General features: G+C 67.4%; 25 protein-coding genes. 9 read left to right on the top strand and 16 right to left on the bottom strand.

The features are described from left to right. The first annotated feature begins 32 nt into the window (after positions 1-32). The 6 genes from C1A30_RS07920 to C1A30_RS07895 are packed head-to-tail and all read left to right on the top strand — an operon-like array spanning position 33 to position 4,952. The gene (locus C1A30_RS07920) at positions 33-1,025 is read left to right on the top strand and encodes a MoxR family ATPase (RefSeq protein WP_101947748.1); all 993 of its coding nucleotides are present in this window, start codon (positions 33-35) and stop codon (positions 1,023-1,025) included. Positions 1,026-1,033: 8 nt separating this feature from the next. Then, positions 1,034-1,906 (top strand): DUF58 domain-containing protein, encoded by an 873-nt coding sequence (locus C1A30_RS07915; RefSeq protein ID WP_101947747.1) that lies wholly within the window; start codon positions 1,034-1,036, stop codon positions 1,904-1,906. Beyond that, entirely contained in the window at positions 1,896-2,369 is a 474-nt protein-coding gene (locus C1A30_RS07910; RefSeq protein WP_101947746.1) for a hypothetical protein, read from the top strand. Before C1A30_RS07915 ends, C1A30_RS07910 begins: the two co-directional genes overlap by 11 nt. Beyond that, positions 2,360-3,340, top strand: a complete 981-nt coding sequence (locus C1A30_RS07905; protein ID WP_101947745.1) for a hypothetical protein — start codon at positions 2,360-2,362, stop codon at positions 3,338-3,340. The genes C1A30_RS07910 and C1A30_RS07905 overlap by 10 nt, the downstream gene beginning before the upstream one ends. Further along, complete coding sequence (locus C1A30_RS07900) at positions 3,337-4,242, top strand: hypothetical protein (RefSeq protein ID WP_101947744.1); 906 nt, start codon at positions 3,337-3,339, stop codon at positions 4,240-4,242. The genes C1A30_RS07905 and C1A30_RS07900 overlap by 4 nt, the downstream gene beginning before the upstream one ends. Next, positions 4,236-4,952 carry a hypothetical protein gene (locus tag C1A30_RS07895; protein WP_200828212.1) on the top strand — a complete coding sequence of 239 codons (717 nt, stop codon included), beginning with the start codon at positions 4,236-4,238 and terminating at the stop codon, positions 4,950-4,952. Before C1A30_RS07900 ends, C1A30_RS07895 begins: the two co-directional genes overlap by 7 nt. Here C1A30_RS07895 and C1A30_RS07890 read toward each other — a convergent pair. Continuing rightward, complete coding sequence (locus tag C1A30_RS07890) at positions 4,949-5,293, bottom strand: ester cyclase (protein ID WP_101947743.1); 345 nt, start codon at positions 5,291-5,293, stop codon at positions 4,949-4,951. The two genes, C1A30_RS07895 and C1A30_RS07890, sit on opposite strands and share 4 nt — an antisense overlap. 87 nt (positions 5,294-5,380) lie before the next feature. Further along, complete coding sequence (locus tag C1A30_RS07885; RefSeq protein WP_101947742.1) at positions 5,381-6,010, bottom strand: aquaporin; 630 nt, start codon at positions 6,008-6,010, stop codon at positions 5,381-5,383. Between the two features lie 175 nt (positions 6,011-6,185). On the opposite strand from C1A30_RS07885, the gene C1A30_RS07880 reads away from it, so the two are divergent. Continuing rightward, entirely contained in the window at positions 6,186-6,839 is a 654-nt protein-coding gene (locus C1A30_RS07880; RefSeq protein ID WP_101947741.1) for a response regulator transcription factor, read from the top strand. Here C1A30_RS07880 and C1A30_RS07875 read toward each other — a convergent pair. After that, on the bottom strand, positions 6,817-7,194 hold the full coding sequence (locus C1A30_RS07875; protein WP_101947740.1) for a response regulator: 378 nt from the start codon (positions 7,192-7,194) through the stop codon (positions 6,817-6,819). The genes C1A30_RS07880 and C1A30_RS07875 overlap by 23 nt on opposite strands. Positions 7,195-7,423: 229 nt before the next feature. On the opposite strand from C1A30_RS07875, the gene C1A30_RS07870 reads away from it, so the two are divergent. Further along, positions 7,424-9,646 (top strand): DUF4118 domain-containing protein, encoded by a 2,223-nt coding sequence (locus C1A30_RS07870; protein WP_235010028.1) that lies wholly within the window; start codon positions 7,424-7,426, stop codon positions 9,644-9,646. Positions 9,647-9,662: 16 nt separating this feature from the next. On the opposite strand, the gene C1A30_RS07865 is transcribed toward C1A30_RS07870, so the two are convergent. The 3 genes from C1A30_RS07865 to C1A30_RS07855 all read right to left on the bottom strand — a co-directional run bounded on the left by C1A30_RS07865 (position 9,663) and on the right by C1A30_RS07855 (position 11,359). After that, positions 9,663-9,896, bottom strand: coding sequence for a hypothetical protein (locus C1A30_RS07865; RefSeq protein ID WP_101947738.1), 234 nt, complete (start codon positions 9,894-9,896; stop codon positions 9,663-9,665). Positions 9,897-10,007: 111 nt separating this feature from the next. Next, a complete protein-coding gene (locus C1A30_RS07860) occupies positions 10,008-11,045 on the bottom strand; it encodes an aminotransferase class V-fold PLP-dependent enzyme (protein WP_101947737.1) in 1,038 nt (345 codons plus the stop codon). Then, positions 11,042-11,359: a DUF4229 domain-containing protein gene (locus C1A30_RS07855; RefSeq protein ID WP_101947736.1), complete on the bottom strand. Its 318-nt coding sequence runs from the start codon at positions 11,357-11,359 to the stop codon at positions 11,042-11,044. The genes C1A30_RS07860 and C1A30_RS07855 overlap by 4 nt, the downstream gene beginning before the upstream one ends. A 48-nt stretch (positions 11,360-11,407) precedes the next feature. Here C1A30_RS07855 and C1A30_RS35760 point away from each other — a divergent pair, with 48 nt between their 5' ends. Further along, positions 11,408-11,581 (top strand): hypothetical protein, encoded by a 174-nt coding sequence (locus C1A30_RS35760; protein WP_200828211.1) that lies wholly within the window; start codon positions 11,408-11,410, stop codon positions 11,579-11,581. Here the strand turns inward: C1A30_RS35760 and C1A30_RS07850 are convergent, their stop codons facing one another. From C1A30_RS07850 to C1A30_RS07795, 10 genes are all read right to left on the bottom strand, one after another. Further along, on the bottom strand, positions 11,582-12,667 hold the full coding sequence (locus C1A30_RS07850; RefSeq protein WP_101947735.1) for a MinD/ParA family protein: 1,086 nt from the start codon (positions 12,665-12,667) through the stop codon (positions 11,582-11,584). 18 nt (positions 12,668-12,685) lie between these two features. After that, positions 12,686-13,786, bottom strand: coding sequence for a c-type cytochrome biogenesis protein CcsB (gene ccsB / locus C1A30_RS07845; RefSeq protein WP_235009734.1), 1,101 nt, complete (start codon positions 13,784-13,786; stop codon positions 12,686-12,688). After that, positions 13,783-15,360, bottom strand: a complete 1,578-nt coding sequence (locus C1A30_RS07830) for a cytochrome c biogenesis protein ResB (protein WP_101947734.1) — start codon at positions 15,358-15,360, stop codon at positions 13,783-13,785. Before C1A30_RS07830 ends, ccsB begins: the two co-directional genes overlap by 4 nt. After that, complete coding sequence (locus tag C1A30_RS07825; RefSeq protein ID WP_101947733.1) at positions 15,357-16,124, bottom strand: cytochrome c biogenesis CcdA family protein; 768 nt, start codon at positions 16,122-16,124, stop codon at positions 15,357-15,359. The genes C1A30_RS07830 and C1A30_RS07825 overlap by 4 nt, the downstream gene beginning before the upstream one ends. Beyond that, positions 16,121-16,738, bottom strand: a complete 618-nt coding sequence (locus C1A30_RS07820; protein ID WP_101947732.1) for a TlpA disulfide reductase family protein — start codon at positions 16,736-16,738, stop codon at positions 16,121-16,123. Before C1A30_RS07820 ends, C1A30_RS07825 begins: the two co-directional genes overlap by 4 nt. Then, positions 16,735-17,343, bottom strand: a complete 609-nt coding sequence (locus C1A30_RS07815) for a histidine phosphatase family protein (RefSeq protein ID WP_101947731.1) — start codon at positions 17,341-17,343, stop codon at positions 16,735-16,737. The genes C1A30_RS07820 and C1A30_RS07815 overlap by 4 nt, the downstream gene beginning before the upstream one ends. Beyond that, positions 17,340-18,644 (bottom strand): glutamate-1-semialdehyde 2,1-aminomutase, encoded by a 1,305-nt coding sequence (gene hemL, locus C1A30_RS07810; protein WP_101947730.1) that lies wholly within the window; start codon positions 18,642-18,644, stop codon positions 17,340-17,342. Before hemL ends, C1A30_RS07815 begins: the two co-directional genes overlap by 4 nt. 63 nt (positions 18,645-18,707) lie before the next feature. Further along, positions 18,708-20,471 (bottom strand): beta-propeller fold lactonase family protein, encoded by a 1,764-nt coding sequence (locus tag C1A30_RS07805; protein WP_101947729.1) that lies wholly within the window; start codon positions 20,469-20,471, stop codon positions 18,708-18,710. Between the two features lie 227 nt (positions 20,472-20,698). Then, a complete protein-coding gene (locus tag C1A30_RS07800; RefSeq protein WP_101947728.1) occupies positions 20,699-21,085 on the bottom strand; it encodes a nitroreductase/quinone reductase family protein in 387 nt (128 codons plus the stop codon). Positions 21,086-21,165: 80 nt separating this feature from the next. Next, a complete protein-coding gene (locus C1A30_RS07795; protein ID WP_101947727.1) occupies positions 21,166-22,098 on the bottom strand; it encodes a hypothetical protein in 933 nt (310 codons plus the stop codon). Between the last annotated feature and the right edge of the window lie 313 nt (positions 22,099-22,411).

The following is a 22,411-nucleotide window of genomic DNA, read 5'->3' as shown; positions in this document are numbered from 1 at the left end:
AACGCACTTCGTTCCCCCCTCGAGAGGCATCCATGACCGCAGCACGCGTGCAGTCCGACGTGGCCGAGGCCCAGCGCGTCGTCGGCGCGATCGCCGACGCGTTCTCGGCCAAGGTGGTCGGCCAGGAGCACCTGCGTGAGTCGCTGCTGATCGGACTGCTCGCGGGCGGGCACATCCTGATCGAGAGCGTTCCCGGGCTGGCCAAGACGACGGCGGCCCGGGTCGTCGCCGAAGCCATCCACGGCGGATTCCAACGCATCCAGTGCACACCGGACCTGCTGCCCAGCGACATCATCGGCACCCAGGTGTACGAAGCCGAGACGCATTCGTTCGTCACGCAGTTGGGACCGGTGCACAGCAACATCGTGCTGCTCGACGAGATCAACCGGTCGAGCGCCAAAACGCAGAGCGCGATGCTGGAGGCGATGGAGGAACGCCAGACCACCATCGCGGGCCGGGTGTATCCGATCCCGGAGCCCTTTCTGGTGATCGCCACCCAGAACCCCGTCGATCAGGAAGGCACCTATCCGCTTTCCGAAGCGCAGACCGACCGGTTCATGCTCAAAGACGTACTGAGCTATCCGTCCTCGGAGCAAGAGGTCGAGGTGATGGCACGGATGGATGCCGGTGTGTACGACCGCAACCGTCGCACCCGCGCGGTGGTGGGTCTCGACGACATTCGCCGTCTGCAGCATGTCGTCCGCAACGTCCACATGGACCGAACCTTGATGCTGTACGCCAGCAGACTGGTCAACGTAACCCGCACACCCGAGCAATATCTGCCGAAAAACCTTGGCCGCGTTGTGGAATACGGCGCCAGCCCGCGCGCCACCATTGCGCTGTGCCAGTCCGCGCGAGCGCTCGCGGTGCTTTCCGGTCGTGCCCACGTCATCCCCGACGACATCGCCAGACTCGCCCACCGGGTGCTGCGGCACCGACTGATCCTCGGCTTCGAGGCGGTGAGCGCCAACATCACGCCGGATGTGGTCATCGATGCCGTGCTGCAAGCGGTGCGGGTGCCCTAGAGGTCGCGGTGGGCAAGCATCTCAACAGGGCCAAGGCGCATTTCGGCACGGACACCCGTGGCATGTTGGAAGGCGGCCGCTACGCCCTGTTGCACACCCGCAGCATGGAATTCGACGAGTTGCGACCGTACGTCCCCGGCGACGACGTCCGCGACATCGACTGGAAGGCCTCGGCCCGGTCCGGCGCGGTGTTGATCAAGCGCTTCGTCTCCGAGAAGCACCACAAGATCCTCCTTGTCGCCGACGCGGGCCGCAACATGTCGGCGTCGACGCCAAGCGGAGAGACGAAACGCGATGTCGCCACGAATATCCTGGGCGCGGTCGGGTTGATCACCATCGGCCGTGCCGACCAGATCGGCCTGGTGTACGGCGACGGTCGCGGCTGCGTCAACATCCCGGCGCGCCGCGGCGAAACGCACATCGAGAGCATGCTGCACCGATTCCAAACCCATACCCGCGAACAGCAGGGGCCCAGTGACATCGCGTGTCAACTCGACTATGTCGCAACGCATTACCGGCACCCGCTGCTGCTGGTCGTGGTGTCCGACGAACCCGAGGTCGACGACCGTCTCGCCGACACCGTCGCGCGCCTGCGTGCCCGCCACGACGTGTTGTGGGCGATGGTGGCCGATATGCCAGCGGTGACGGGCACCGACGACGACCGCAGCGGCTACGACGTGGCCACCGGGCAGTTCGTGATGAGCGGCGCCACACTGGGCCCCCGGATCATCGCCGCGTATCGCCGCGCCGAAAGGGAAAGAGCCCAGCGGCTCACCCAGTTCATGACCGCGAACGCCATACCGCACACCATCATCGCCGGCAGCACGGATATCCGGCACCGCCTCGTCGAGATGACGGAGGTGTTCGCCCGTGCCGGATGACCTGCTGCGGTTCGTCAGCGGCACTCCGCCGTATTCGCTCTGGTGGCTGTGGTTGGCGCTGACGCTGATCGTGGTGGTGATCGCCTGGTACACAGTGGTATTCGTCTGGACGTTGCCGTCACGGCAGCTGCGTCGGATCCCGGTGATCCGGTCGTGGCACGGCTACGTGTTGCGCAGGAGGTTCTCTCGCAGCATTCGTCGAGCGGTCGCCGGGCATCGCTCCGGCGCGCTCACCGCAGCGGAGGCAGGCGCGCGGATCGGGTCCTCGCTGCGTAGCTTCCTGCACCAGGCCACCGGGACACCGGCCCAGTACATGCACGTCGGCGCGATCATGGCCAGCGAACTGGCCGCCGCCGGTCCGGTGATCGCCGCGCTCAACGATGTCCGGTTCAACGCGCAGTCACGCGAGGACATGGCCGATCTCGCGGACACGGCCGAGGAGTTGATACGGACGTGGAGCTGAGTTGGTGGCCGGTCGCCGTCGTCGGATCCGGCTGTCTGGCAGGGGCCGTCGCCCTGGCGGTGCTGTCGGCGAAAGAGGATGCCCGCAGGACGTTGCGGCCGCTGGCCAACACCTCGCGGTTGACCCGGCTGCCGGACTACGCCCGGCTGGCGCGCATGCGAATGCTCGCCATGGTCGTCACCCTCGGGCTGGTGTCGACGGTGTTCTGCGCCGCTGTGCTTGCAAGCGCGCGGCCCACCGCATGGTCGTGGACGCCGGAAGGTGATGTGCCGCAGGACATCATGCTGTGCGTCGGGGCGCCGCTGTCCGACGCGGCCACCTCCGAGTTCCTCACCTATTACGCGGCCAAGGCCAAGACGTTCGGCACCCAGCGCATCGGGCTGACCTCACCGACGCGGCGCGTGGTGCCGTTGACCCGCGACTACCAGTACGCCGCAGGGCAATTCGGGAACTTCGCCACGTCGGGTCGAGCCAACGCCGCCGCGTTCGCCCCAACGGTGTCCTACGTCGACTACGCGCCCAGCATCGACGATGTCCTCGCGTTGTGCATGACCGGGTTTCCGTCGTTCGATACCAAGAGCACCCACGGCCGTTCGGTGATCTATCTGGGCCCCAGTTCGATTCGGGCGCCCGACGAGAGTCGGCCCGCGTTGTTCGTCGGCCAACGTGTCACCGAGATGGCGGCGAAGGCAGGCGTTCAGATCAACGCCGTCACCACCTCGCCGCGCGGCCGAGAGGCCGGCCTGCGGTCCATCACCGAAGCCACGAACGGGCAGTTCTTCTATTACGACCCCTTGGAATCCACGCTGCCCGCTGACTTGGACCGCATCGGCCAGCGGCCACCTGAGGCCGGCCTTCCCGGCGGCGCGACGGTGCTCGGGTGGCGATCGGATGCGCCCGCCCTTCCGCTCGCCGTCGCCGTCATCGCCTCCGCGCTGCTGTGTGTCTCGTTGGCGGTGTTGCGGCGATGAGGTTCGACCCGGTGCTGCCGCCGGCGCTGCTCGGCGCAATCGCGTTGGCGCTGATCGCGCTTCGGCTGATCACGATGTACCAGTTGCACACCTCGGCGGGGGCGCGGTGGGGCACCGTGTGGCGCTGGTGCGGACTCACGCTGGCGGTCATGCTGATGATGATCGCCGCGATGCGGCCGAGCCTTGCGACGGGCGGTCAGCAGACCGCGGCGTCGACGCCGGGCGGTGAGAACGTCAATGTGTTCCTGGTGGTGGACCGATCGCCGGAGGCCGACACGGACGGCATCCGCTCCGACATCAACGGGTTGCTCACCCGTTACCCGCACGCCCGGTTCGCGCTGATCGCGTTCTCGTCGCGGGCCTCGCTGGATTGGCCGCTCTCCGAGGATGTGTGGAGCCTGCAGCCGCTGACCGCCCGACTGGTGCCGTACAACGAACCGGACGGGGAGTCGACCGCCGATGCGGGCGCCGCCGCGAATGTGCTGCGTTATCAACTCATTGCCGCCGGACAGCAGTACCGCGATTCGGCCAACCTGGTGTTCTACTTCGGGTCGGGCGCCAGCGGATCCAGTGCGCCGCAGGCCGAATTCGAGCCGGTGGCGGGCACGGTCGACGGCGGAGCGGTACTGGGTTACGGCGACCCGCCGAGATTGGACCAGGCCCGCCTGCAGCTCATCGCCGGACAACTCGGGGTGCCCTACGCGCACCGGCAGCCCGGTGAGCCGCTCCCCCAGACCACCGTCACATCGAATCCTGCCGGGACACAGCCGAATACGGTCAGCCCGACGGCCGCGACCACGGAGCTGTACTGGGTGTTCACGCTGCCGGCGTCGGTGCTGCTGTTGTTCGAACTGTTCCTCACGGTTCGCGAACTTCGCAGGACACGGACGACGCCATGGTGAGACATGTGCCCGCCCGGCTGCGGTTGCGCCGGCGCCTGCTGCTGTTCTCGGCGCCGGTCGTCGTCGTCGCGCTGCTGACCGCCGCGAAGCTGATCTCGGCGGTGATCGCGGGGCATGCCGCGGCCACACATTTCGCCGATGGCCAAGTGCCTGCGCTTCGCACGGACGTGGCGACGATGCGGATCGTCAACGTCATCGAACCGGCGAAGGCGTCGTTCGCGGCGGGAACGCTGGCTGTGCTCGAGGGCCGCCTCGACGAGGCCGACACCCAGTTCTCCGAGACGCTGGCCAGCGCCGACTCCGGCCTGGCGTGTGAGGCACGCGTGAACCTCGAACTGGTCCGCGAGCGCCAGGGCGACCTGGCCGCCTGGGAGGGGCGACCGGACGCCGCACATGCGTTCTACAGCGGTGCGCTCGGCGTCATCGGCGCCGCGCCGGAGGAGTGCTTCGCCGGCAACGCCGATCCGGACCCCGAGCGCCGGGCCATCCGCGACGACGCGGCGAACCGGCTGAACACCAAGATGGCGAACCTCGGGACGGCACCTCCCGCACCGCTACCGCCCCCGCCCGCAGCGCCGCCACCCGCGCCGCCGGGAGGCCCGACGACGTCACCGCGGCCCGACGAGCCGACCGGACCGCTGCGGCTGAACCCGGGCGCGGGGGACCCGATCGAGCGGTTGCGTCAACTGCTGCAGGACGCGGCGGGTTAGCCCGTCGACGTGCCCGTCCAGTACTCGACGAACCGGTCGTCGGCGACGCGCAGGATGTCGTTTCCGGTGAACCGCGCGGGGCCCTGTGCCGTCGCGCCGGTGCCGATCCAGCGCGCCGCGACCAGATCGCGCTCGGCGAACGGTTCGACCTCGATGACGAATTGCAACTCGGTGAACATCGCGTGCGTCTCGTCGACGACTGACTGCAGTTCGTCGGGGCCGCGGACCTCGCGGTTGGGCCAGTGCCCGACGAAGTCGTCGGAGACCAGCTCAGCCGCGACCGGCTTGCCCGCCCACAACTCGTTGATCCACCGTTGGTACAGCGACTTTGCGGTATCCATGATCGTCGACTACCCCGCGGCAACGCCGATTATGCGGCTGCGAGGTGACGACGATCGTCGCGCCGAGGATGCGCAGCTCCAGAAACATCAGCGGGCCGCCGCACCGATGGCGAGAAACGCGATTGCCGTGAACGCTCCGGCGATCACCTGGCTGACCAGGTAGACGCTGCCGAACAACGCCGCGACGTCCACCGAGCCCGCAAGGACCGTCACTGGAATACTCAAGTGCCACAGACTGTTCGGCGCCGGCCGCGATTGGCCGTAACTGAACACCACGTATGCGAGGACGAAAGTGAACAACAGTTCCGCGCCGAACGCCAGCACCAGCACCCGACCGCCCAACATCATGCCCACCGCCGACTGCCCCGCTCCGACAGTCAGCCGGGTGGCGATTGCCGCGCACAACCCGGCGGCGAGCTGAGTGGTCCAGCGTGCGGCCGCCTCACCGATCGGAATCCGGCCCCGCAACGTCGCGGCCAGGGTGATGGCCGGATTGAGATGCGCGCCCACGCGGTAGCCGCCCGCGTAGATCAGCACCATCACGACCGCGCCGAGGCCCAGCGCCGCAACGGATGGGCCGCGGCACAGAGCCACACCGACCGTCAGGACCAGCCCGAATGTGCCGACCGCCTCAACGAGGTACCTTTCGAGCGTGCGAGGATTTTCGAGTGCGCTCGTCGTGTGGGACTCGTCCAGCCAGTGCGAGGCGGTGGTCATGGGGTACAACTCTCGCGGCCGGGTGCCTCGAAGTCGTCAACGCTGACCGCAATTCGGCATTCCCGCTACCCCGAGAACGCCGTACCTGCTAGCTCCAATCTTGCCGCCCGGACTGTGAGTTCCGTGCAAGAGTGGTGGGTTCGCCCTGTTACATCCCGGCGCCGGAAGGAACATCATGTCTGCCGTGCAGGTCGTCGTCGCCGACGACGACGTGCTGTTGCGCGAGGGACTGGCCAGCCTGCTCGAACGTTCGGGTTTCGAGGTGGTGGGGCAGGCCGCCGATGCGACGGAATTGCTTGCCCTGGTTCGCGACCGCAAACCGCAACTCGTCGTCGTCGACATCCGGATGCCGCCGACGCACACCACCGAGGGGCTCGACGCGGCCAAGGTGATCCGCGCCGAACTGCCCGATACCGGCATTCTGGTGCTGTCCGCGCATGTGGAGGTCGAGCATGCGACCGAACTGCTGGCCAGCGGGCACGCCATCGGCTATCTGCTGAAAACCCGGGTCACCGATGTCGCGGACTTCGTCGATACCTTGGAACGCGTGTCCAAGGGCGCCTCGGTGGTCGATCCCGCCCTGGTTCAGGAATTGGTGTCGGCGCGCCGCCGTGACGACCCGTTGGCCGTGCTGAGCTCGCGCGAGCAAGAGGTGCTGATGCTGATGGCCGAGGGCCGGTCGAATGCCGGTATCGCCAGGCGACTCTGGGTCACCGAGGGCACCGTCGAAAAGCATGTCCGCAGCATCCTGACCAAGCTCAATCTGCCGGAGACCGGGGACGACCACCGCCGCGTCCGCGCGGTGATCACCTACCTCGAGGCCCGCTGACCTTCAGCAGATTTCGGATCGCGTCGGGGGACAACGAGAACTTCTGCAAGAAGCCCACTGCCGGGCTGGCGTGGATCATCTCTTCCAGGTCCGACTCGGCGTACGTCGACACCAAAATGACCGCCAGCCTGCTCGCCGCCGCGCTCACGCGGTCGAGTAGTTCTGCGAGCTCGAAGCCGTCTTCACCGCCGAGGTCGACGTCGACCAGCGCCACGTCGGGATGCATGTCCTCGTAAAATCGAAGCGCCTCAGCGCTATTCGATGCTTTTCCGACAACGTCGATCCCCGCGCGCTCGAGCATGGCGCTCGCGGCATCGCGAAAGTCGGCGCTGTCGTCAACGATCAGACAACGCATATCGCAACCCACGGCAATACACTGCTTCAGCCTCGCAGAAGTCAATCGTCATTTCATTCCGGCTAGCCGGAATGCCTGCTATTGAAACCAACCGGAACTCGAACGTAGCGCCCATAACGCGGGACCGCTTGGGACCGGCAATAATCCGGGGGGCATCCTGTGTTGGAGAGACCAGATGAATCACCAGTGCATTTCCCCGCGGTCGCGCGTGCCCGAACCTGGACGTTCGCTGTATGCGCGGCTGCTGGCGCTTGTCGTGCGGCCGACGGCCCCTCCGCTGTGGCTGGGCATATTGGTGGCCGCCGCGTTCATCACCGCGGAAACACTGCTGGTCAAACAGCTGCACCGGATCGCGCCTGAGAACGCATTCGGCGCGCTGTTCCTGTTGGGCGTGTTGGTGGTGTCGGCCGGGTGGGGTTTCCGCCTGGCCGTGGCCACGTCGCTGGCCAGTGCGGTGGTCTACGTCTACTTCCACATGGAGACGATGGGGACGCTGATCCCCAGACATCCACAGGATGCGGTGTCGATCCTGATCTTTCTTCCGGTGGCGCTGCTGGCCAACGTCCTTGCCGGACAGGCCCGGTTGCGCGCCGCCGAGTCGGAGCAGCGTCGCCGGGAAGCCGACCTGGCCGCCGATCTGGCCAGGCTGATGCTGCGTGCGGGCGATCTGGGGCCTGCGTTGGACGCCGCGGGCAAGCGGATGGCGCAGGTGCTCGGGCTGCCGTTCGTCAAGCTGGCGACCGAGAGGGTGGACGCCACCGAGCACACGGTGGTGTTCCTGCTGTGCGACGGGCACGCCGAGCTCGGCACGTTGTCGGTGCCCGCGGACCTGCCGGAGGCGGCGCAAAATCGGGTGCAACGGATGGTCCCTTCGCTGGAGGCGTTGCTTGCCGCGGCCCGCGATCGCGAAGCCATCAATGCCGAACTCGAAGCCAGCCGTACGGAACTCGAACGGTTCTTCGACCTGACCTCGGACCTGTTCTTCATCGGCGACGCCAAACGAGTCCGCAGGGTCAACCCGGCGGCAGAACGCATATTCGGTTCTCCGCGAACCGAATTGCTGTCCCGGCGCTACACCGAGTTCGTCCATCCCGACGATCGCGACCGCACCACGTCGTTGGTGGAGACGCTGGCCCGCAGTGGCGGCAGGGCGCAATTCGAGAACCGTTGTCTGCGCGCCGACGGTGCGGTGCGCTGGCTGGAGTGGAGCATCGTGGCGGTGAACGGGCTGCTGTACGGCGCCGCGCGCGATGTCACCGACCGCCGCCGCGAGCAGGACCGGTTGCGCGAGGCGCAACGGATGGTCGAGGCCAGCCACGCCGAGGTCAGCGCACTGGCGGAACAGCAAGCGGCGCTTCGGCGCGTCGCGACACTGGTGGCGCGCGGCGTCGAACCGGCCCAGGTGTATCCCGCCGCCGTCACCGAGTTGTCCCGCGGCCTCGGAATCGACAATGTGTTGCTGCTGCGGTATGAATCCGGCGAAGCGCTGGTGCTGCTGGCCGCCCGCGACGACAGCGGTCTGACGAAAATGTCCATCGGCGAACGTCTTCCGCTCGAAGGTGACAGCACGGCGGCGAAGATCCTGGCGACCGGGCAGCCGGCCCGAGTCGACTCGTTCCAATCCGCCGTCGGCCCCACGGCCGAACGCATGCGTCACCTCGGCATCCACGCGTCGGTGGGTGCGCCGATCATCATCAACGGCACGATCTGGGGTGCGCTGGTGATCGGGACGGTGCGGACCGAGCCGCTGCCCGCCGAAACCGAAGCCCGCATAGGGGATTTCGCGGATCTGGTGGCGACCGCCATCTCCAACGCCGAGACCCGCGCGGAACTCACCGCGTCCAGGGCGCGCATCGTCACCGCCGGTGACCAGGCCAGGCGTCGTTTCGAACGAGACCTCCACGACGGCGCCCAGCAGCGACTCGTGTCGCTGGGCCTCGAACTGCGTGCGGTCGAGGCCGCGGTGCCGGCCGAGCAGCAGGAACTGCGCAACCGGCTGTCCCACGTCGTCGACGGGCTGGTCGGGGTGTCTACCGACCTCCAGGAGATCTCCAGAGGCATCCATCCCGCGATCCTTTCCAAAGGTGGGCTCGGACCCGCGATCAAAACACTTGCGCGACGCTCCGCGGTGCCGGTCGAACTGGACCTGAGCGTCGATCGCCGGTTACCGGAATCGGTTGAAGTGGCGGCCTATTACGTCGTCGCCGAGGCGCTGACCAACGCCGCCAAACACGCGCGGGCCTCCGAAGTGAAGGTGTACGCCACCGCCGGTGACTTCGATCTGCACCTGAAGATCAGCGACGACGGCATCGGCGGTGCGACGGCCGGGGCGGGCTCCGGGCTGATCGGCCTCAAGGACCGGGTCGAGGCGCTGGCCGGTGCGCTGGCCATCTCCAGTCCCCTCGGCAGTGGGACGACCCTGGAGGTGACCATCCCGCTGCAGTGCGAATGACGCTCGCGCACTGGCGTCAGCGACGGCCGTCGTGATGGAAGATCAGCACGTTCCCGAGGAACGGATACTCGGGTCCATAGTCGACCGGTGGCGGGGTGGCGATGACTTGTGTGTTCCCGGCGGATTGACAGACACTTGCCAGCCCGGTGGACGTGCATGACGGGGCCGCCTCGGCAAGCGGTGCCACCGCGATCGCCACGGCGCCCGCACCTGCCACCAACGCCAGCGGTACGAACCTTCGAATCATCATGATCAGCGCTACTCCTTTGTCAGCATCTGCGATCCAGCATCGTCCCGGTAGGAGCGAATGTCGTCGCTGCTGTCACCCATCCGCGGGTAGCAGTTATCCCCCAGACGCCGGCTAGGAACGCAACGCGTCGAGTAACCGGTCCAGGTCGTTTTCGGTGTTGTACAGATGAAAACCGACGCGCACCGCACCTGCCCGGACCGAGGCGCGGATGCCCGCGGCGGCCAGCTTGTCGGCCGCGTCGGCGATGGGTATCGACACGATGGCCGAATCATGTTGTGGGAGGCCGAGTTCGGCCTGCGCTCGGTGAGCCAATCCGACCGTGTGCGACTCGACGGTCGCGCTGTCCAACGTCGCCAGCCACGGCAACGTCAGCCCGGCCCCGAGCACGCTGAACCACGTCGGCGAAACGTCGAAGCGCCTGGCGTCGTGGGCCAGTCGCAACGGCAGGCCATAGATCGACTGCCAGGGATCCTCACCCGCATACCAGTTCGCCGCGTGTGGTGTGACGAACCGGCTGACCCTGTCGCTCAGCGACATCCACGCGGTTCCCCTCGGCGCGAGCAACCATTTGTAGACCGCGGCGACGGTGACGTCGGCCCAGCCGAGGTCGACCTGCTTCCACCCGAGGGCCTGCGTGACGTCGATGACGGTCAGTGTGTCCTTGCCGGCCAACGTGTTTCGCAGCGCGCCGACGTCGAGTACGGCGCCGTTGGCGGACTGCACCAGGCTGGCCGTCACGACGTCGAAGTCGGCGGCCGACGCGATCAGGTCCGTGGGCGTCAACTCGGTGAGCGTGACACCGCGGTTTGCCTGCGCGGCGAACGGGAAGGTGGTGCTGGTGAATTCGCCCGCCAAGGTGGCGACCCGACTGCCGTCGGGAATCGCCGCCGCCACCAATCCGAGTGCCGCGGACACGTTGCCCGCCATCGCCACAGAGGCGACGGGAACACCCGCCAGCGCCGCATAACCCGCACGCCCGGCACCGACGCGGCCGTCGAATGACGGCACATCCATGGTTCCCGCTTGCCATTCGGCGATGCAGGCCTGCAGCGCGTCGACCACGAACTGCGGCGGCAACCCGTAGGTGGGTGAGTTGAGAAACCCATCCGCTCCGGTGAATTCGGCGCCGAACGCTTCGCGCGCCGTCATCCGGCGGAGGGTTCGTCGGTGTCTTCACCACGCAGCCTGGCCTGCAACTGCTCCTTGTCTTTGCGGCGGCGTTCGTCGAAGACGGCGATGCTCGCGGTGGCGCGGCGCCGCAGTGGGGCGAACAACCAGATGCCGAGCGGCAGTGCGATCACCAAACCGAACAGCAACGCCACCACGAGCGGAAAATCGCGCACGCCGAGCAGATGTCCGGCACCGAAGATCACCGCCGTCAGAACGGCGACAAGCAGCAGGCGGGCTGCGACGTAGGCCAGCACGTCGAGCACCAGGCGGGACCGAGGCGGTCGATCAGACACGGCCCGAGCCTACCCACGGCGCGTATATTCAGATAGAGGAGGTTTTTGGTGGCGTATTTGCTCCTTGTTCTCGTCTTGGGCGGTTTGGCCTACGCCGGTTGGCGGCTGACCCGCATGACTGCGGCTCGGCCGAAGACGCGGGTGATCGGCCCGGACGACGATCCCGATTTTCTGCGGCGGCTCGGCCACGGGGACAACAATCCCCGACCGGAGCGGCCCTAGTCAGACGTGCTTCAGGTCGTCGCTCGGGAAACCGTCCGCGACGACCGCCGCCAACTCCAGCAATGCCTCCCTGGTCTCCGGCTTGAGCCGGTCGAGGCTGATCTCCGCGCCCTCCTCGAGATGCGGGTCGAACGGCACCTGTTTGACGGCGCGGCACCGCCGCGAGAAGTGATCGACCACCTTCTTCAGATCGACCTTCCCTGACCTGGGCCGCACCGCGTTGATGACTGCGATCGAGTTGCGCACCATGTCCTGATGTCCGTGCGCGTCCAGCCAGTCCAGGGTGGCCGATGCGCTGCGGGCTCCGTCGACCGAACCGCTGCTGACCACCACGAGCACGTCGGCCTTGTCCAGCACCGCCGACATCGCCGAGTGCAACATGCCGGTGCCGCAGTCGGTGAGCACCACGCTGTAGAACCGCTCCAGCACCTCCAGGGTGGCCGCATAGTCGTCGGAACTGAACGCCTCCGACACCGCGGGATCGCTCTCCGAGGCGAGCACCTCCAGCCGGCTGGGCCCCTGCGAGGTGTAGGCGCGGACGTCGCTGTAGGCCTCGATCCCCTCGGCGTCGCGCAGCAGGTGCCGCACGGTGTTCGGGGTTTCCAGCGGCACCTTCTGGCTGAGCGTGCCGCGGTCGGGATTGGCGTCGACGGCGATGACGCGGTCACCGCGGACAGAGGCGAAGGTGGCCCCGAGCGTCGCGGTGATCGTGGTCTTGCCGACGCCGCCCTTCAGTGACAGCAACGCGATCCGGTAGCAGCCACGAAGCGGCCGCTGCACCTGCGCGACGAGGCCGTTGCGGCGGGTGACCTTGGGGCTCTCGCCGACGTTGAGCAGTTTGAACGTCGAAAAGTACAGCCACTTGCGCCACCCCTCCGACGGCGCCCGCTTGGGTTGCCCCAGCAGCGCGACGGTGGACAGATCGAAGTACGGCGTCGGTTGCTCCGGCGGCGGGGCCAGTGGAGGTGACGCGTGCCCCAGCGGCAAACCGTTCGGCGGTGTCGGGGCGGTCCACTCGGCCGGTACCGACTGCGCCGGATCGCTGAACCGCTGCTGCGAGCGAAACCCGCCCGACTGGTCAGACAACGCGTACCCCTCTCGCTATCAGCCGACCCCAGCGTACGAATGCAGCCCGACGGTGACCAGATTGATGAAGAACAGGTTGAACACCATCGCGACGAACCCGACGACGTTGATCCATGCGGCCTTCCTGTCGCGCCAGCCCGCGGTCGACCGTGCGTGCAGGTACGCCGCGTAGACCACCCACGCGATGAACGACACCGTCTCCTTGGGGTCCCAGCCCCAGTACCGGCCCCAGGCCTCTTCGGCCCAGATCGCGCCGAAGATGACGCCGAACCCGAACACCGGAAACGCGAAAATTGTTGTCCGATAAGCGATGCGGTCCAGCGTCTGCGCGTCGGGCAGCCGTTGCACGAAAGCGTTGTCGGGCAGGTACATCTTCAGCAGGAACAAGATGCTGGCCACCCCCGCCACCAGGAACACCCCGGAGCCGAGGCTGACCACCGACACGTGGATCGGCAACCAGTACGACTGCAGGGCCGGCATCACCGGGGCGGCGTTGGTGTAGAGCCAGCGACCCGACACCGTCAGCAGGATCAGCACCGGCACCAACACGAACACCCACAGCGCGCGGTACTGCGGCCTGCGCAGCACGATGGCGCCTGCCACCAGACCCGAGAAACACGTCAGGTTGATGAACTCGTACATGTTGCCCCATGGCACCCGCGACGTGGCCAGGCCACGCAGCACGATGCACGCCAGCAGCAACCCGATGCCGACGTAGACCAGCGACAGCCCGGCGGTGCCTGCGCGTTCGTCGAGCGGGCGCTTCGGCGCCGCGGCGACGACCCCAGGGGTGACGCTGTCGGCGCCCACCGTGGCCCCCGTGCCGAACGTCGCCGCGGTTGCGGCTCCCGTGCCGAATGTCGCCGCCGTTGCGGCTCCGGTGCCGAATGTCGCCGCCGTTGCGGCTCCCGTGCCGAACGTCGCCGCCGTTGCGGCTCCCGTGCCGAATGTCGCCGCCGTTGCGGCTCCGACCAGTTCCCTGGCTTCGACCTTGCGCCCGCGGCTGTAGGCCAGTTCGACGGCGAGCAGCAGCAGCGCGGCCACCAGCACGACGACCGACGAGGTGAACGCCCAGTCGGAGTAGCGCGCCAGCCCGATGTCGATGTGCTCGGTGTTCATACGGTCTCCTTCAACCGCTGGGCGTCGACGTCCAACAGACGTTGCGTCAACCGCTCGAACTCGTCACCCCACCCCGAGTTGTCGGTGCGCGCCAAGCCGCCCAGCTCGACGCTTACCGTACCTGCACCCGTGGGCGTCAGCCGAACCCAGACCCGGCGGCGCCGCACCACCAGCGACACCAGCAGACCGGCCATCATCGTCAGCGCGAACACCAGCACCCAGATCTGGGCCGGGTCGTGCGACACCTGCACGTTGATGAACGGCACGGCGCCGTCGAACCGGACGACAGTGCCAGGCCCGGGACCAGGGTCGAGCCGGACCTCTTGTCCCACCTTGAGGTTCACCCTGGCCTTCTTGGTCAGCCGGTTCTGCCCGATGAGTTTCGGATCGAGTGAGAACAGCGACTGCGGCTTGCCGGTGTCCAGGCCGGTGTCGCCCTGGTAGATGTCGATGGCGACGGCCGGGTCGTTCATCGCAGGGAAGCTCGACGACAGCAGCGTGCCGTCGAGTTGTTCGGTCGGCGCGAACAGGCCCTGAATGGCGATCTGGTTCTTGCGCCGCTGGTCGGGGTCGGGGTAGCTGCCGCCGGGCGGGTCGAACCGCATCGCGCCCGAGGACAGCAGGGTGATCGGGTCCTCGGGCCGGAACTGCAGCGTCTGGGTGCGGGTCTGCCCGCCGGGGAACGTGACGGTGAACGTCGGGGCGTAGCCGTGGCCCTGCAGGTACACCCGGTCCCCGCCGACGCGCAGTGGCTCGTTGACCTTCAGGTGGTACGGCCGCCAGGTGTCGCTGTCGAGGTCGGCGCCCGCCTGGTAGTCGATGTCGGCGGCGAAGCCGACGGCCTGCCCGCTGGGCAGATAGTGCGCCTGGAAGTCGTTGACCCGCAAGCAGATCGGGTACAGGGAGGTGCCGTCGACGGTGTTGCCCGCCCGGAACGAGTCGAACGCCGCGGGTGACGCCGAACAGAACCCGGGCCCCTTGTCGGCGACGACGATCACGTTGCCCTCGTAGCCGAACAGCTTGCCCGCGGCCACCGCGACCAGCAGACCCAGCAGCGAGAAGTGGAAGACGATGTTGCCGAACTCACGCAGATAGCCTTTTTCCGCAGAGATCTCGGTGGCCTCGCCCTCTGTGCGGACGACGCGGCGCCAGCCCTTCAGTTGGCCGTTGACGTGGTCGGTCAACTGTTGCGGGTCGGCATTGATCTCGGCGGCGTGGTGTTTGGGCAGCCGACTCAGGTTGCGGGGCGCCGCGACCGGCGTGGCCCGCAGGCTGCGGGCGTGCTCGATCAGTCGTGGAGTGAGGCAGCCGACCAGCGAGACGAACAGCAGCACGTAGACAGAGGTGAACCAGAAACTCGAGAACACCTCGAAGGCCTGCACGCGGTCCAGCCAGGGGCCGATGGTCGGGTGCTCGGCGAGGTACTGCTCGACCTTGGATTCGTTGAGGCTGCGCTGCGGCAGCAGTGCGCCGGGGATGGCGCCCAGCGCCAGCAGGAACAGCAACACCAGCGCGGTGCCCATCGACGTCAGGGTCCGCCAGGTGTTCCGGATCAGCGCGAGCAGTTTCGTCATATCGGCAACGTCACATCGCTGACAAACGCGTCACGCACCCAGGACACGAAGTCATTCCACAGCCCCGTCACCAACGCGGTGCCGACCAGGATCAGCAGGATGCCGCCGAAGATCTGAATCGCGCGGGTGTGCTTGCGCAGCCAGCCCAGGCCCTGTACGGCGCGGGCCGAACCGAAAGCCAACAGCACGAACGGGATTCCCAGCCCGAGGCAGTAGGCGATCACCAGTGCCACGCCGCGGGCCACGCTCGCGTCGGTGGCCGAGGCCACCGCGATCACGCCCGTCAGCGTCGGCCCGAGGCACGGCGTCCAGCCCAGACCGAAGACCGCGCCAAGCAGCGGAGCCCCGCCGAGCGTCGAGACCTGGCGCGGAGTGAACCGGGCCTCGCGCTGCAGCACCGGGATGAACCCGACGAACACCAGACCCATCACGATCGTGATGACGCCGCCGAGGCGTTGCAGCAGAAGCTGATTGGTGATCAGCGTCGTCGTCATCCCCAGCACCGCGACGGTGCCGAGCAAGAAGACCGCGGTGAAGCCCGCGACGAACAGCAGCGCCGCGCCCGTGACACGGAGTCGGGCGGTGCCCGCGGCGACGTCACCCGGCCTGTCCTCGACGCCGACGACGGCCGCCAGATAGGACAGGTAGCCCGGCACCAACGGCACGACGCACGGTGAGGCGAACGACACGAAGCCTGCGGCGATGCTGACACCGACGGCGAGCAGCACCGGTCCTGCCGCGGCGATCTCGGTGAACTCGGTCATGCGCCGGCCTTTTGGTGCTCCGGTGCTGAGTCCTTTTCCCCAGCCAGCCTTTCCACCACCGGCTGCAGATCCTCGGCGAGCAGTTCGCGGAGGAACACCGCGGCGACGCGATGCTGGCGGTCCAGCACGACGGTCGACGGGATCACGGTGGTGGGATATTTACCGCCGAACGCGATCATGGTGCGCATCGGCGGGTCGTAGATCGACGGGAACGTGACCTTGCGGTCGACGATGAAGTCCTGTGCGGCGTCGCGGTTGTTGTCGCGCACGTCGATGCCGAGGAACGCGACCCCCTTGGCGCGGGTGGCGTCGTACACCTTCTGCAGTTGGGTGATCTCGGTGCGGCAGGGCCCGCACCACTGACCCCACACGTTGACGACGACGACCTTGCCTGCGAAGTCGTCGAGCGACACGGTCTTGGCGGGGTCCATCAACTCGGGGCCCTTCAACGCTCCTGGGCGGCCGCGGTTTTCGGGCGGGTCGTAGAAGATGTCGGTTTTGCCGCCTGGCGCGACGAATTCGAAGGTGCCGCCCTGCGCGACGGCGTCGTCACCAGTGGAGCAGCCAGCGAGCGCGACCACCGCCGCGCTTGCCAGGGCCACCAGCCACTTCACTGCCCTGCCAGCTCCGAGTATCCCCAGCCGACATAGGCGTCGCCGTGGAAGTAGAAGGAGGTGACCGAGGCCAGATTGCACATCCGGCGGGTCGGGAAGTGGTGCAGCGGTTGGCCCGTCACCGCCCTGCGGAGGGTCTCCACCGGCAGCTGATGACTGACGCAAACCGCCTCGTGCCCGGCCGCCTTGGCCCTTGCCCTGTGCAGCGCCGCCGTCATGCGCGCGGCGATGTCGGCGTACGGCTCGCCCCAGGACGGGCTGCGCGGATTGCGCAGATACCACCAGTTGCGGGGATCGCGCAGGGCACCGTCACCGGGCGAGACCCGTTGCCCTTGAAAGATGTTCGTCGACTCGATCAGGTCGTCGTCGGTGTCGATCGACAGGCCGCGGGCGGCCGCTATCGGCTCGGCGGTCTCCTGCGCGCGCTCCAGCGGCGAGGCGACGACGTAGACGACGTCACGTAACGCCAGCCAGTCCGCGACGGCCTGCGCCTGTGCACGCCCGCGTTCGGAGAGATGGTAGTTCGGCAGCCTGCCGTACAGGATCTTCTCCGGGTTGTGCACCTCGCCGTGCCGCATCACGTGCACGATGGTTTTCTCCGTCATGCAGGCTTCTTCGCTTCCGCGGCCGCGCGCGCGGCACCGGGAAGGGCGTCGGCGATGCGCTCGAACGCCTCGTCGTCGAGAACCGCTGAGACGAACCAGGTTTCGAATGCGCTCGGCGGCGGGTAGACACCGGCATCGAGCAATGCGTGGAAGAACGCCGGGAACCGCCACGTCTCGGTGGCGCGGGCGGACGCGAAGTCGTGGACGGGCTCGTCGGTGAAGAACACGCTGAGCATGTTGCCCGCACGCTGAACCTGATGCGCCACACCGGCTTCGGTGAGCGCCGTCTTCATCAGCGCGGTCAGCCGGTCGGCGTTGGCGTCCAGTGCGGCGTACGCAGCGTCGTCGGCGGCGCGCAGTGTGGCAAGGCCCGCGGCCATCGCGACCGGGTTACCGGACAGGGTGCCTGCCTGGTAGACCGGGCCCAGCGGCGCGAGACGTTCCATCACCTCGGCGCGGCCGCCGAACGCGGCGGCGGGCAGGCCACCGCTCATCACCTTGCCGAAGGTGAACAGGTCCGCGTCGACGGGATCGATGCCGTACCAACCGGATCGGCTGACCCGGAAGCCGGTCATCACCTCGTCGGAGATCAGCAGTGCGCCGTGGGCGGCAGTGATGCGGCGTAGCGCTGCGTTGAAACCGCCCAGCGGCGCGACGGTGCCCATGTTGCCGGGACTGGCTTCGGTGATGACGCAGGCGATCTCGTCGCCGAACTGCCCGAAGACCTCTTCGACGGCCGGAATGTTGTTGTAGGGCAACACGATGGTGTCGGCGGTGGCGGCGCCCGTCACTCCCGGTGAGGACGGCAGGCCGAGGGTGGCCACCCCCGAACCGGCGTCGGCGAGCAGCGCGTCGCTGTGGCCGTGGTAGCAGCCGGAGAACTTGACGATCTTGGCGCGGCCGGTGTAGCCGCGGGCCAACCGGATGGCGCTCATCGTGGCCTCGGTGCCGGAGTTGACCATGCGCAGCCGTTCGACCGGCGCGACGCGGCTGATGATCTCCCCGGCGAGTTCGGTCTCCGATGGCGTCGGCGCGCCGAAGGACAGACCGTCGGCGGCGACCCGCTGCACGGCCTCGACCACGGCGGGGTGCGCGTGGCCGAGGATCATCGGTCCCCACGAACAGACCAGGTCGACGTAGCGGTTGTCGTCGGCGTCGGTCAACCAGTAGCCCGCCGCGGAGGTGATGAAGCGCGGGGTGCCGCCGACCGAGGAAAAGGCCCTGACCGGCGAGTTCACCCCGCCGGGGATCACGGCGCACGCGTCGCTGAACAGCTTCGCGGACAGGTCGGTGCGGTGCATGACCTCTAGTGTTCCAGCCCCGCGGATCAGGTCAACTACAGGGTGTAGTGGTCAGCGCTCGGGTCAGCCTCGCACGAACAGGGTGTGCTCGCCTGCGTTGGTGACGTAGATGCGGCCGTCGGAGCCGACCGCGACCCCACGCGGGGAGTTGCCAACGGCGATCGTGGACGTGACGGTGTTGCTCACAGTGCTGATGACCGACATCGTGTCCTCGTCGTAGTTGGCGACGTACACGCGTTTGCCGTCCGGGCTGACGGCCACGCCAGCGCCCGCACCGACGGGGACGGTCGTTATGGCAGTCAGGGAGGCCGTGTCGATCACCCACAGCCCGTCGTCGTTGGCCACATAGACCCGGGAGCCGTCCGGGGTGACCGCGACGCCCCGCGGGAAGAATTCGCCGACGGGGATGATGCCGATGACCGTGTTGTTGGTGGTTTCGATCACCGCCAGCGTGCCCACACCCTGTTGACCGCCGAGGCCCTCGCAGGTGACATACACGCGGCTGCCGTCCGGGCTGACGGCCACGCCCTGCGGAAAGCCGACGACGCTGATGGTGGCAACAACCGTCTGGGTGTTGGTGTTGATCTTCATCACAGTCTGGTCCTGGCTGTTCGCGACGTACAGGATCGTGCCGTTCGGACTCAACGCCAAACCACCGGGGAGGAAACCGACCGGGATGGTGCCAGTGACGGTGTTGGTCGCGGTGTCGATCACCGACACCGAATCGTCGAAGCGGTTGACCACATAGACGCGGGAACCGTCGGGGCTGGCCGCCACAGCTACCGAATTGTCGCCAACGGCCACGGTGTGGCTGACGGTGTTGGTGGCCGTGTCGATCACCGAAACGGTGTTGTCACCCTGGTTGACGACGTAGGCGGTGGCGCCGTCGGGGCTGACGGCAACGTCGGCGGGTTGAGGCCCGACTTCGATGAACACCTGCGGGGTCGCTTTGACCGTCGGATGGGAATTGATGGTGTCCTGGCCGGAGAGGCCGAAGATCTGGGCGCCGCGGTGCAGCGCGTCCAGCACGATCCCGACCGGGCCGGCCAGCCGGTAGGCGACGGAGTCGTCGACGGAGACGGTGAACGAGTCGCTGCCGATCCGACCGAACTCGTCGTCGGGGGTGTAGGTGAAGGTGCCGTCGCGGTTGACCACCACGGTGCCGTGTTCGGGCTCTTGGGTGACGTTGAACGCCAACGGATCCCCGTCGGGATCGACCGCATGGAGGTTTCCGGTGATCACCCCGTCGGTCAATTGGCTGTTGTCCAACGGGTGGTAGTCGACGGTCGGGGTCCGGTTGAACAACGTGTGCCGGACCTGGCGACGCGCCAACTCCAAAACGCCCCACAGCGGTGACTGCGCCGGCGCGGGTCGCGCGGGTGCCGTCGGAAGGAGTTGCTTCTCAACGGCATCCGCTTGTCCCATCGAAGGTGGCGCAGCCAGTGTGACCTCCGTGGGCGCGGCAGCGACGGGCTCTGCCTGCGGTCGCTTGGCTTGGCGGGTGGCGCCCCTCGATTTCGTGGCGGGTTTGCGGTCCGTGGCGTGCCGTGTCGCCTTGTCAGCCGCGACGTCATCGTTGGCCGACGCGTTCGCCTTGGCGCCGGTTGTCTGCTTCTTCTTGACAACGCTGCGCGAAACGCCCCGCGACGTGGCTGGTTTCGAGTCGTCTTTGGACGCGGACTCCGATGCAGGCGAGGAATCCGACGCCGCCGAGGAGTCGGTCGACGGCTCTGCGACTGCTACCCACGGGGTGGCGGCCACTGCCGCCCCAATGCCCAGCGCTACCGCCAGCGCACCGACGCGGCCGACATATTTTGCGTTACCCATCACGGCACCTCCTAGCAGGGACGCTAGGTCTGCTGCGGCCAGGCGGCTGGCGTAAACGACTACCCCAGTCGCTGCGGACTTCTGGGCGGGTTCGGCGCGGAGAACGTTGCTGCCGGAGCGGATTTTTGGTCATGCCGCTGGCGCGCGGCCATCGCGGCGTCCGTCGTCAGGTCGCCGGCTATGGGGTAGCGCACTACCTCAACGACGCCCTCGACGTACCCGTCGGGTCATCCTTTCGGTGTGACGACGAAGACGGGATGGTCGACGTCGCGCGGTAGCTTCCGAAAGTAGCCTTCCACCGCGCGGCCGGCCTTCTGGCGGTACGCGGTGAGCACCGGTCGCCGGTCCTGTTCGGGAATCTCGCGCGCGACGTATGCCGTCGCACCGATCACCACATTCGGGTCGGCCCGGACATTCTTGACCCACTCGGCTTCGCCGCGGGTTGACACGAGGTACTTGGCGCCGCCGACATCCACGGTGACGACCGGGATTTCCTGCCGCCGCTTGCTTCGGCGCCTGCTCACGGTCAGCTTCTCGGTGTTACTCATCCCGGTCGCCATCGCGATCTTGTTGAACACCGCGCGGGTGAACCACGGAGGCTTGAGGTACGCCATGACCACCAGTTTGACCCGCGCCCGTCTGGATGGCGAGGCCGCTGTGGATTCGCCCGCAGCGGCCTCGTCACCTCGCTGTGTCAGTACAGCTTTCGCGGCACACCGGCCGCTGCGTCCGGCACCACCGACATCACGGGTACCTGCACCGTCTGGTTGGTGCCAGGAACCTTGATCGTCTTCGTGCCGGTCTGGACGAACCGTGTTCTCCACACGGAGACGGCCGCGACGTTCTCGACGCCTGGCGCCTTCTTCTCGAATTCCGCGAGCAGCGTCTGGCTGATCTTCTTGGAGAGCCCGGACAGCCCCTTGCGGATCTGCGACTCGATCTCGTCCTCGTCCACACAAAGGCCCACGATGAAGTCCGGTCCCGGCAGGTCGATGTCGATCTCCCCCGCCTTGACCTCGATCACCCGCTCCAGATCGTCCGACGTGGAGCCGCGGACGAATGCCGAGAACTTCACATCGCCACCGGATTTCGTCGCATGGACGCTCACGCGGTTACTGAGGATGGTGGCCTTCAAGCTGTCCAGCGCCAGCTTGCTCTTGAGCCCCGAGATCTCGGCGTTCAACTCCTGCTGGGAGATGCCCGAATCGTTCGGCGTCGTCTCCTGCGCAATGTAGATCTTCTGCACCGTGGCCTGTTCCTGCGACGACACATCGCTGAACTTGAACGGCGCGCACCGGTAGATCGGATCAAGCACAGGTATCGGGGGCATTCCCGGCAGCGGCGCCGCCATGGTGGAGGTGCGGAAAGCGATGATCTGCCCACGGAACCCCTTGAAGCCGTCGGGCACCGAGAACGAGAACTCCCCAACGGAATTCGAGTCGGTCTTGAACGACATGGACGGGGGCAGGCTGCCGCCGAACTTGCCTGCGGGCAAGTCGGTGGCCAGATGGACGCGAGTCTTGCCCATCGGGGCGAAGCCCTCCGTCGGTTTACCGCCCGTCTTGACGAAACTGGCCACAAACTTCTTCAAGTCGGTGACGCGGTGGAGTTTGCCTTTCAGTTCCATGATTACCCCTTGTGGTGAATTGATGCGGCAGAAGCCCTAACACACACTCCCCGTTGGGAGTTCGCGATCTGCCTACCAACAAACTAGGGTCGCTGACGTGGCTCGACTGGGGTAGTCGACTACGCAACTTTCACCGAAGCGCTACCCAAGCAAGACGGAAACCGCCTGCGCTGCAGCGACAGCCGACCCGCTGCTAGGGCTGTCCGCCCGTGCCCCCGGCGCCGCCCGCACCACCGCCACCGCCGGCACCGCCCGCGCCATCGGCGCCGCCAGCGCTGCCGGGTTGGCCCGCGCTTCCCGGCTGCCCGGCGGT

This window comes from Mycobacterium sp. 3519A (assembly GCF_900240945.1).
GTDB lineage: Bacteria > Actinomycetota > Actinomycetes > Mycobacteriales > Mycobacteriaceae > Mycobacterium.
Note: the sequence above shows the minus strand (reverse complement) of the source record. Positions and strands in the feature narration are given on the sequence as shown.

What these genes read in the sequence shown, in the direction of transcription:
- C1A30_RS07920 (WP_101947748.1), top strand. Translation starts at nt 33, where the DNA reads ATGACCGCAGCACGCGTGCAGTCCGACGTGGCCGAGGCCCAGCGCGTC.
- C1A30_RS07900 (WP_101947744.1), top strand. Translation starts at nt 3,337, where the DNA reads ATGAGGTTCGACCCGGTGCTGCCGCCGGCGCTGCTCGGCGCAATCGCG.
- C1A30_RS07895 (WP_200828212.1), top strand. Translation starts at nt 4,236, where the DNA reads ATGGTGAGACATGTGCCCGCCCGGCTGCGGTTGCGCCGGCGCCTGCTG.
- C1A30_RS07890 (WP_101947743.1), bottom strand. Translation starts at nt 5,293, where the DNA reads ATGGATACCGCAAAGTCGCTGTACCAACGGTGGATCAACGAGTTGTGG.
- C1A30_RS07885 (WP_101947742.1), bottom strand. Translation starts at nt 6,010, where the DNA reads ATGACCACCGCCTCGCACTGGCTGGACGAGTCCCACACGACGAGCGCA.
- C1A30_RS07880 (WP_101947741.1), top strand. Translation starts at nt 6,186, where the DNA reads ATGTCTGCCGTGCAGGTCGTCGTCGCCGACGACGACGTGCTGTTGCGC.
- C1A30_RS07875 (WP_101947740.1), bottom strand. Translation starts at nt 7,194, where the DNA reads ATGCGTTGTCTGATCGTTGACGACAGCGCCGACTTTCGCGATGCCGCG.
- C1A30_RS07865 (WP_101947738.1), bottom strand. Translation starts at nt 9,896, where the DNA reads ATGATGATTCGAAGGTTCGTACCGCTGGCGTTGGTGGCAGGTGCGGGC.
- C1A30_RS07860 (WP_101947737.1), bottom strand. Translation starts at nt 11,045, where the DNA reads ATGACGGCGCGCGAAGCGTTCGGCGCCGAATTCACCGGAGCGGATGGG.
- ccsB (WP_235009734.1), bottom strand. Translation starts at nt 13,786, where the DNA reads ATGAACACCGAGCACATCGACATCGGGCTGGCGCGCTACTCCGACTGG.
- C1A30_RS07830 (WP_101947734.1), bottom strand. Translation starts at nt 15,360, where the DNA reads ATGACGAAACTGCTCGCGCTGATCCGGAACACCTGGCGGACCCTGACG.
- C1A30_RS07825 (WP_101947733.1), bottom strand. Translation starts at nt 16,124, where the DNA reads ATGACCGAGTTCACCGAGATCGCCGCGGCAGGACCGGTGCTGCTCGCC.
- C1A30_RS07815 (WP_101947731.1), bottom strand. Translation starts at nt 17,343, where the DNA reads ATGACGGAGAAAACCATCGTGCACGTGATGCGGCACGGCGAGGTGCAC.
- hemL (WP_101947730.1), bottom strand. Translation starts at nt 18,644, where the DNA reads ATGCACCGCACCGACCTGTCCGCGAAGCTGTTCAGCGACGCGTGCGCC.
- C1A30_RS07805 (WP_101947729.1), bottom strand. Translation starts at nt 20,471, where the DNA reads ATGGGTAACGCAAAATATGTCGGCCGCGTCGGTGCGCTGGCGGTAGCG.
- C1A30_RS07800 (WP_101947728.1), bottom strand. Translation starts at nt 21,085, where the DNA reads ATGGCGTACCTCAAGCCTCCGTGGTTCACCCGCGCGGTGTTCAACAAG.
- C1A30_RS07795 (WP_101947727.1), bottom strand. Translation starts at nt 22,098, where the DNA reads ATGGAACTGAAAGGCAAACTCCACCGCGTCACCGACTTGAAGAAGTTT.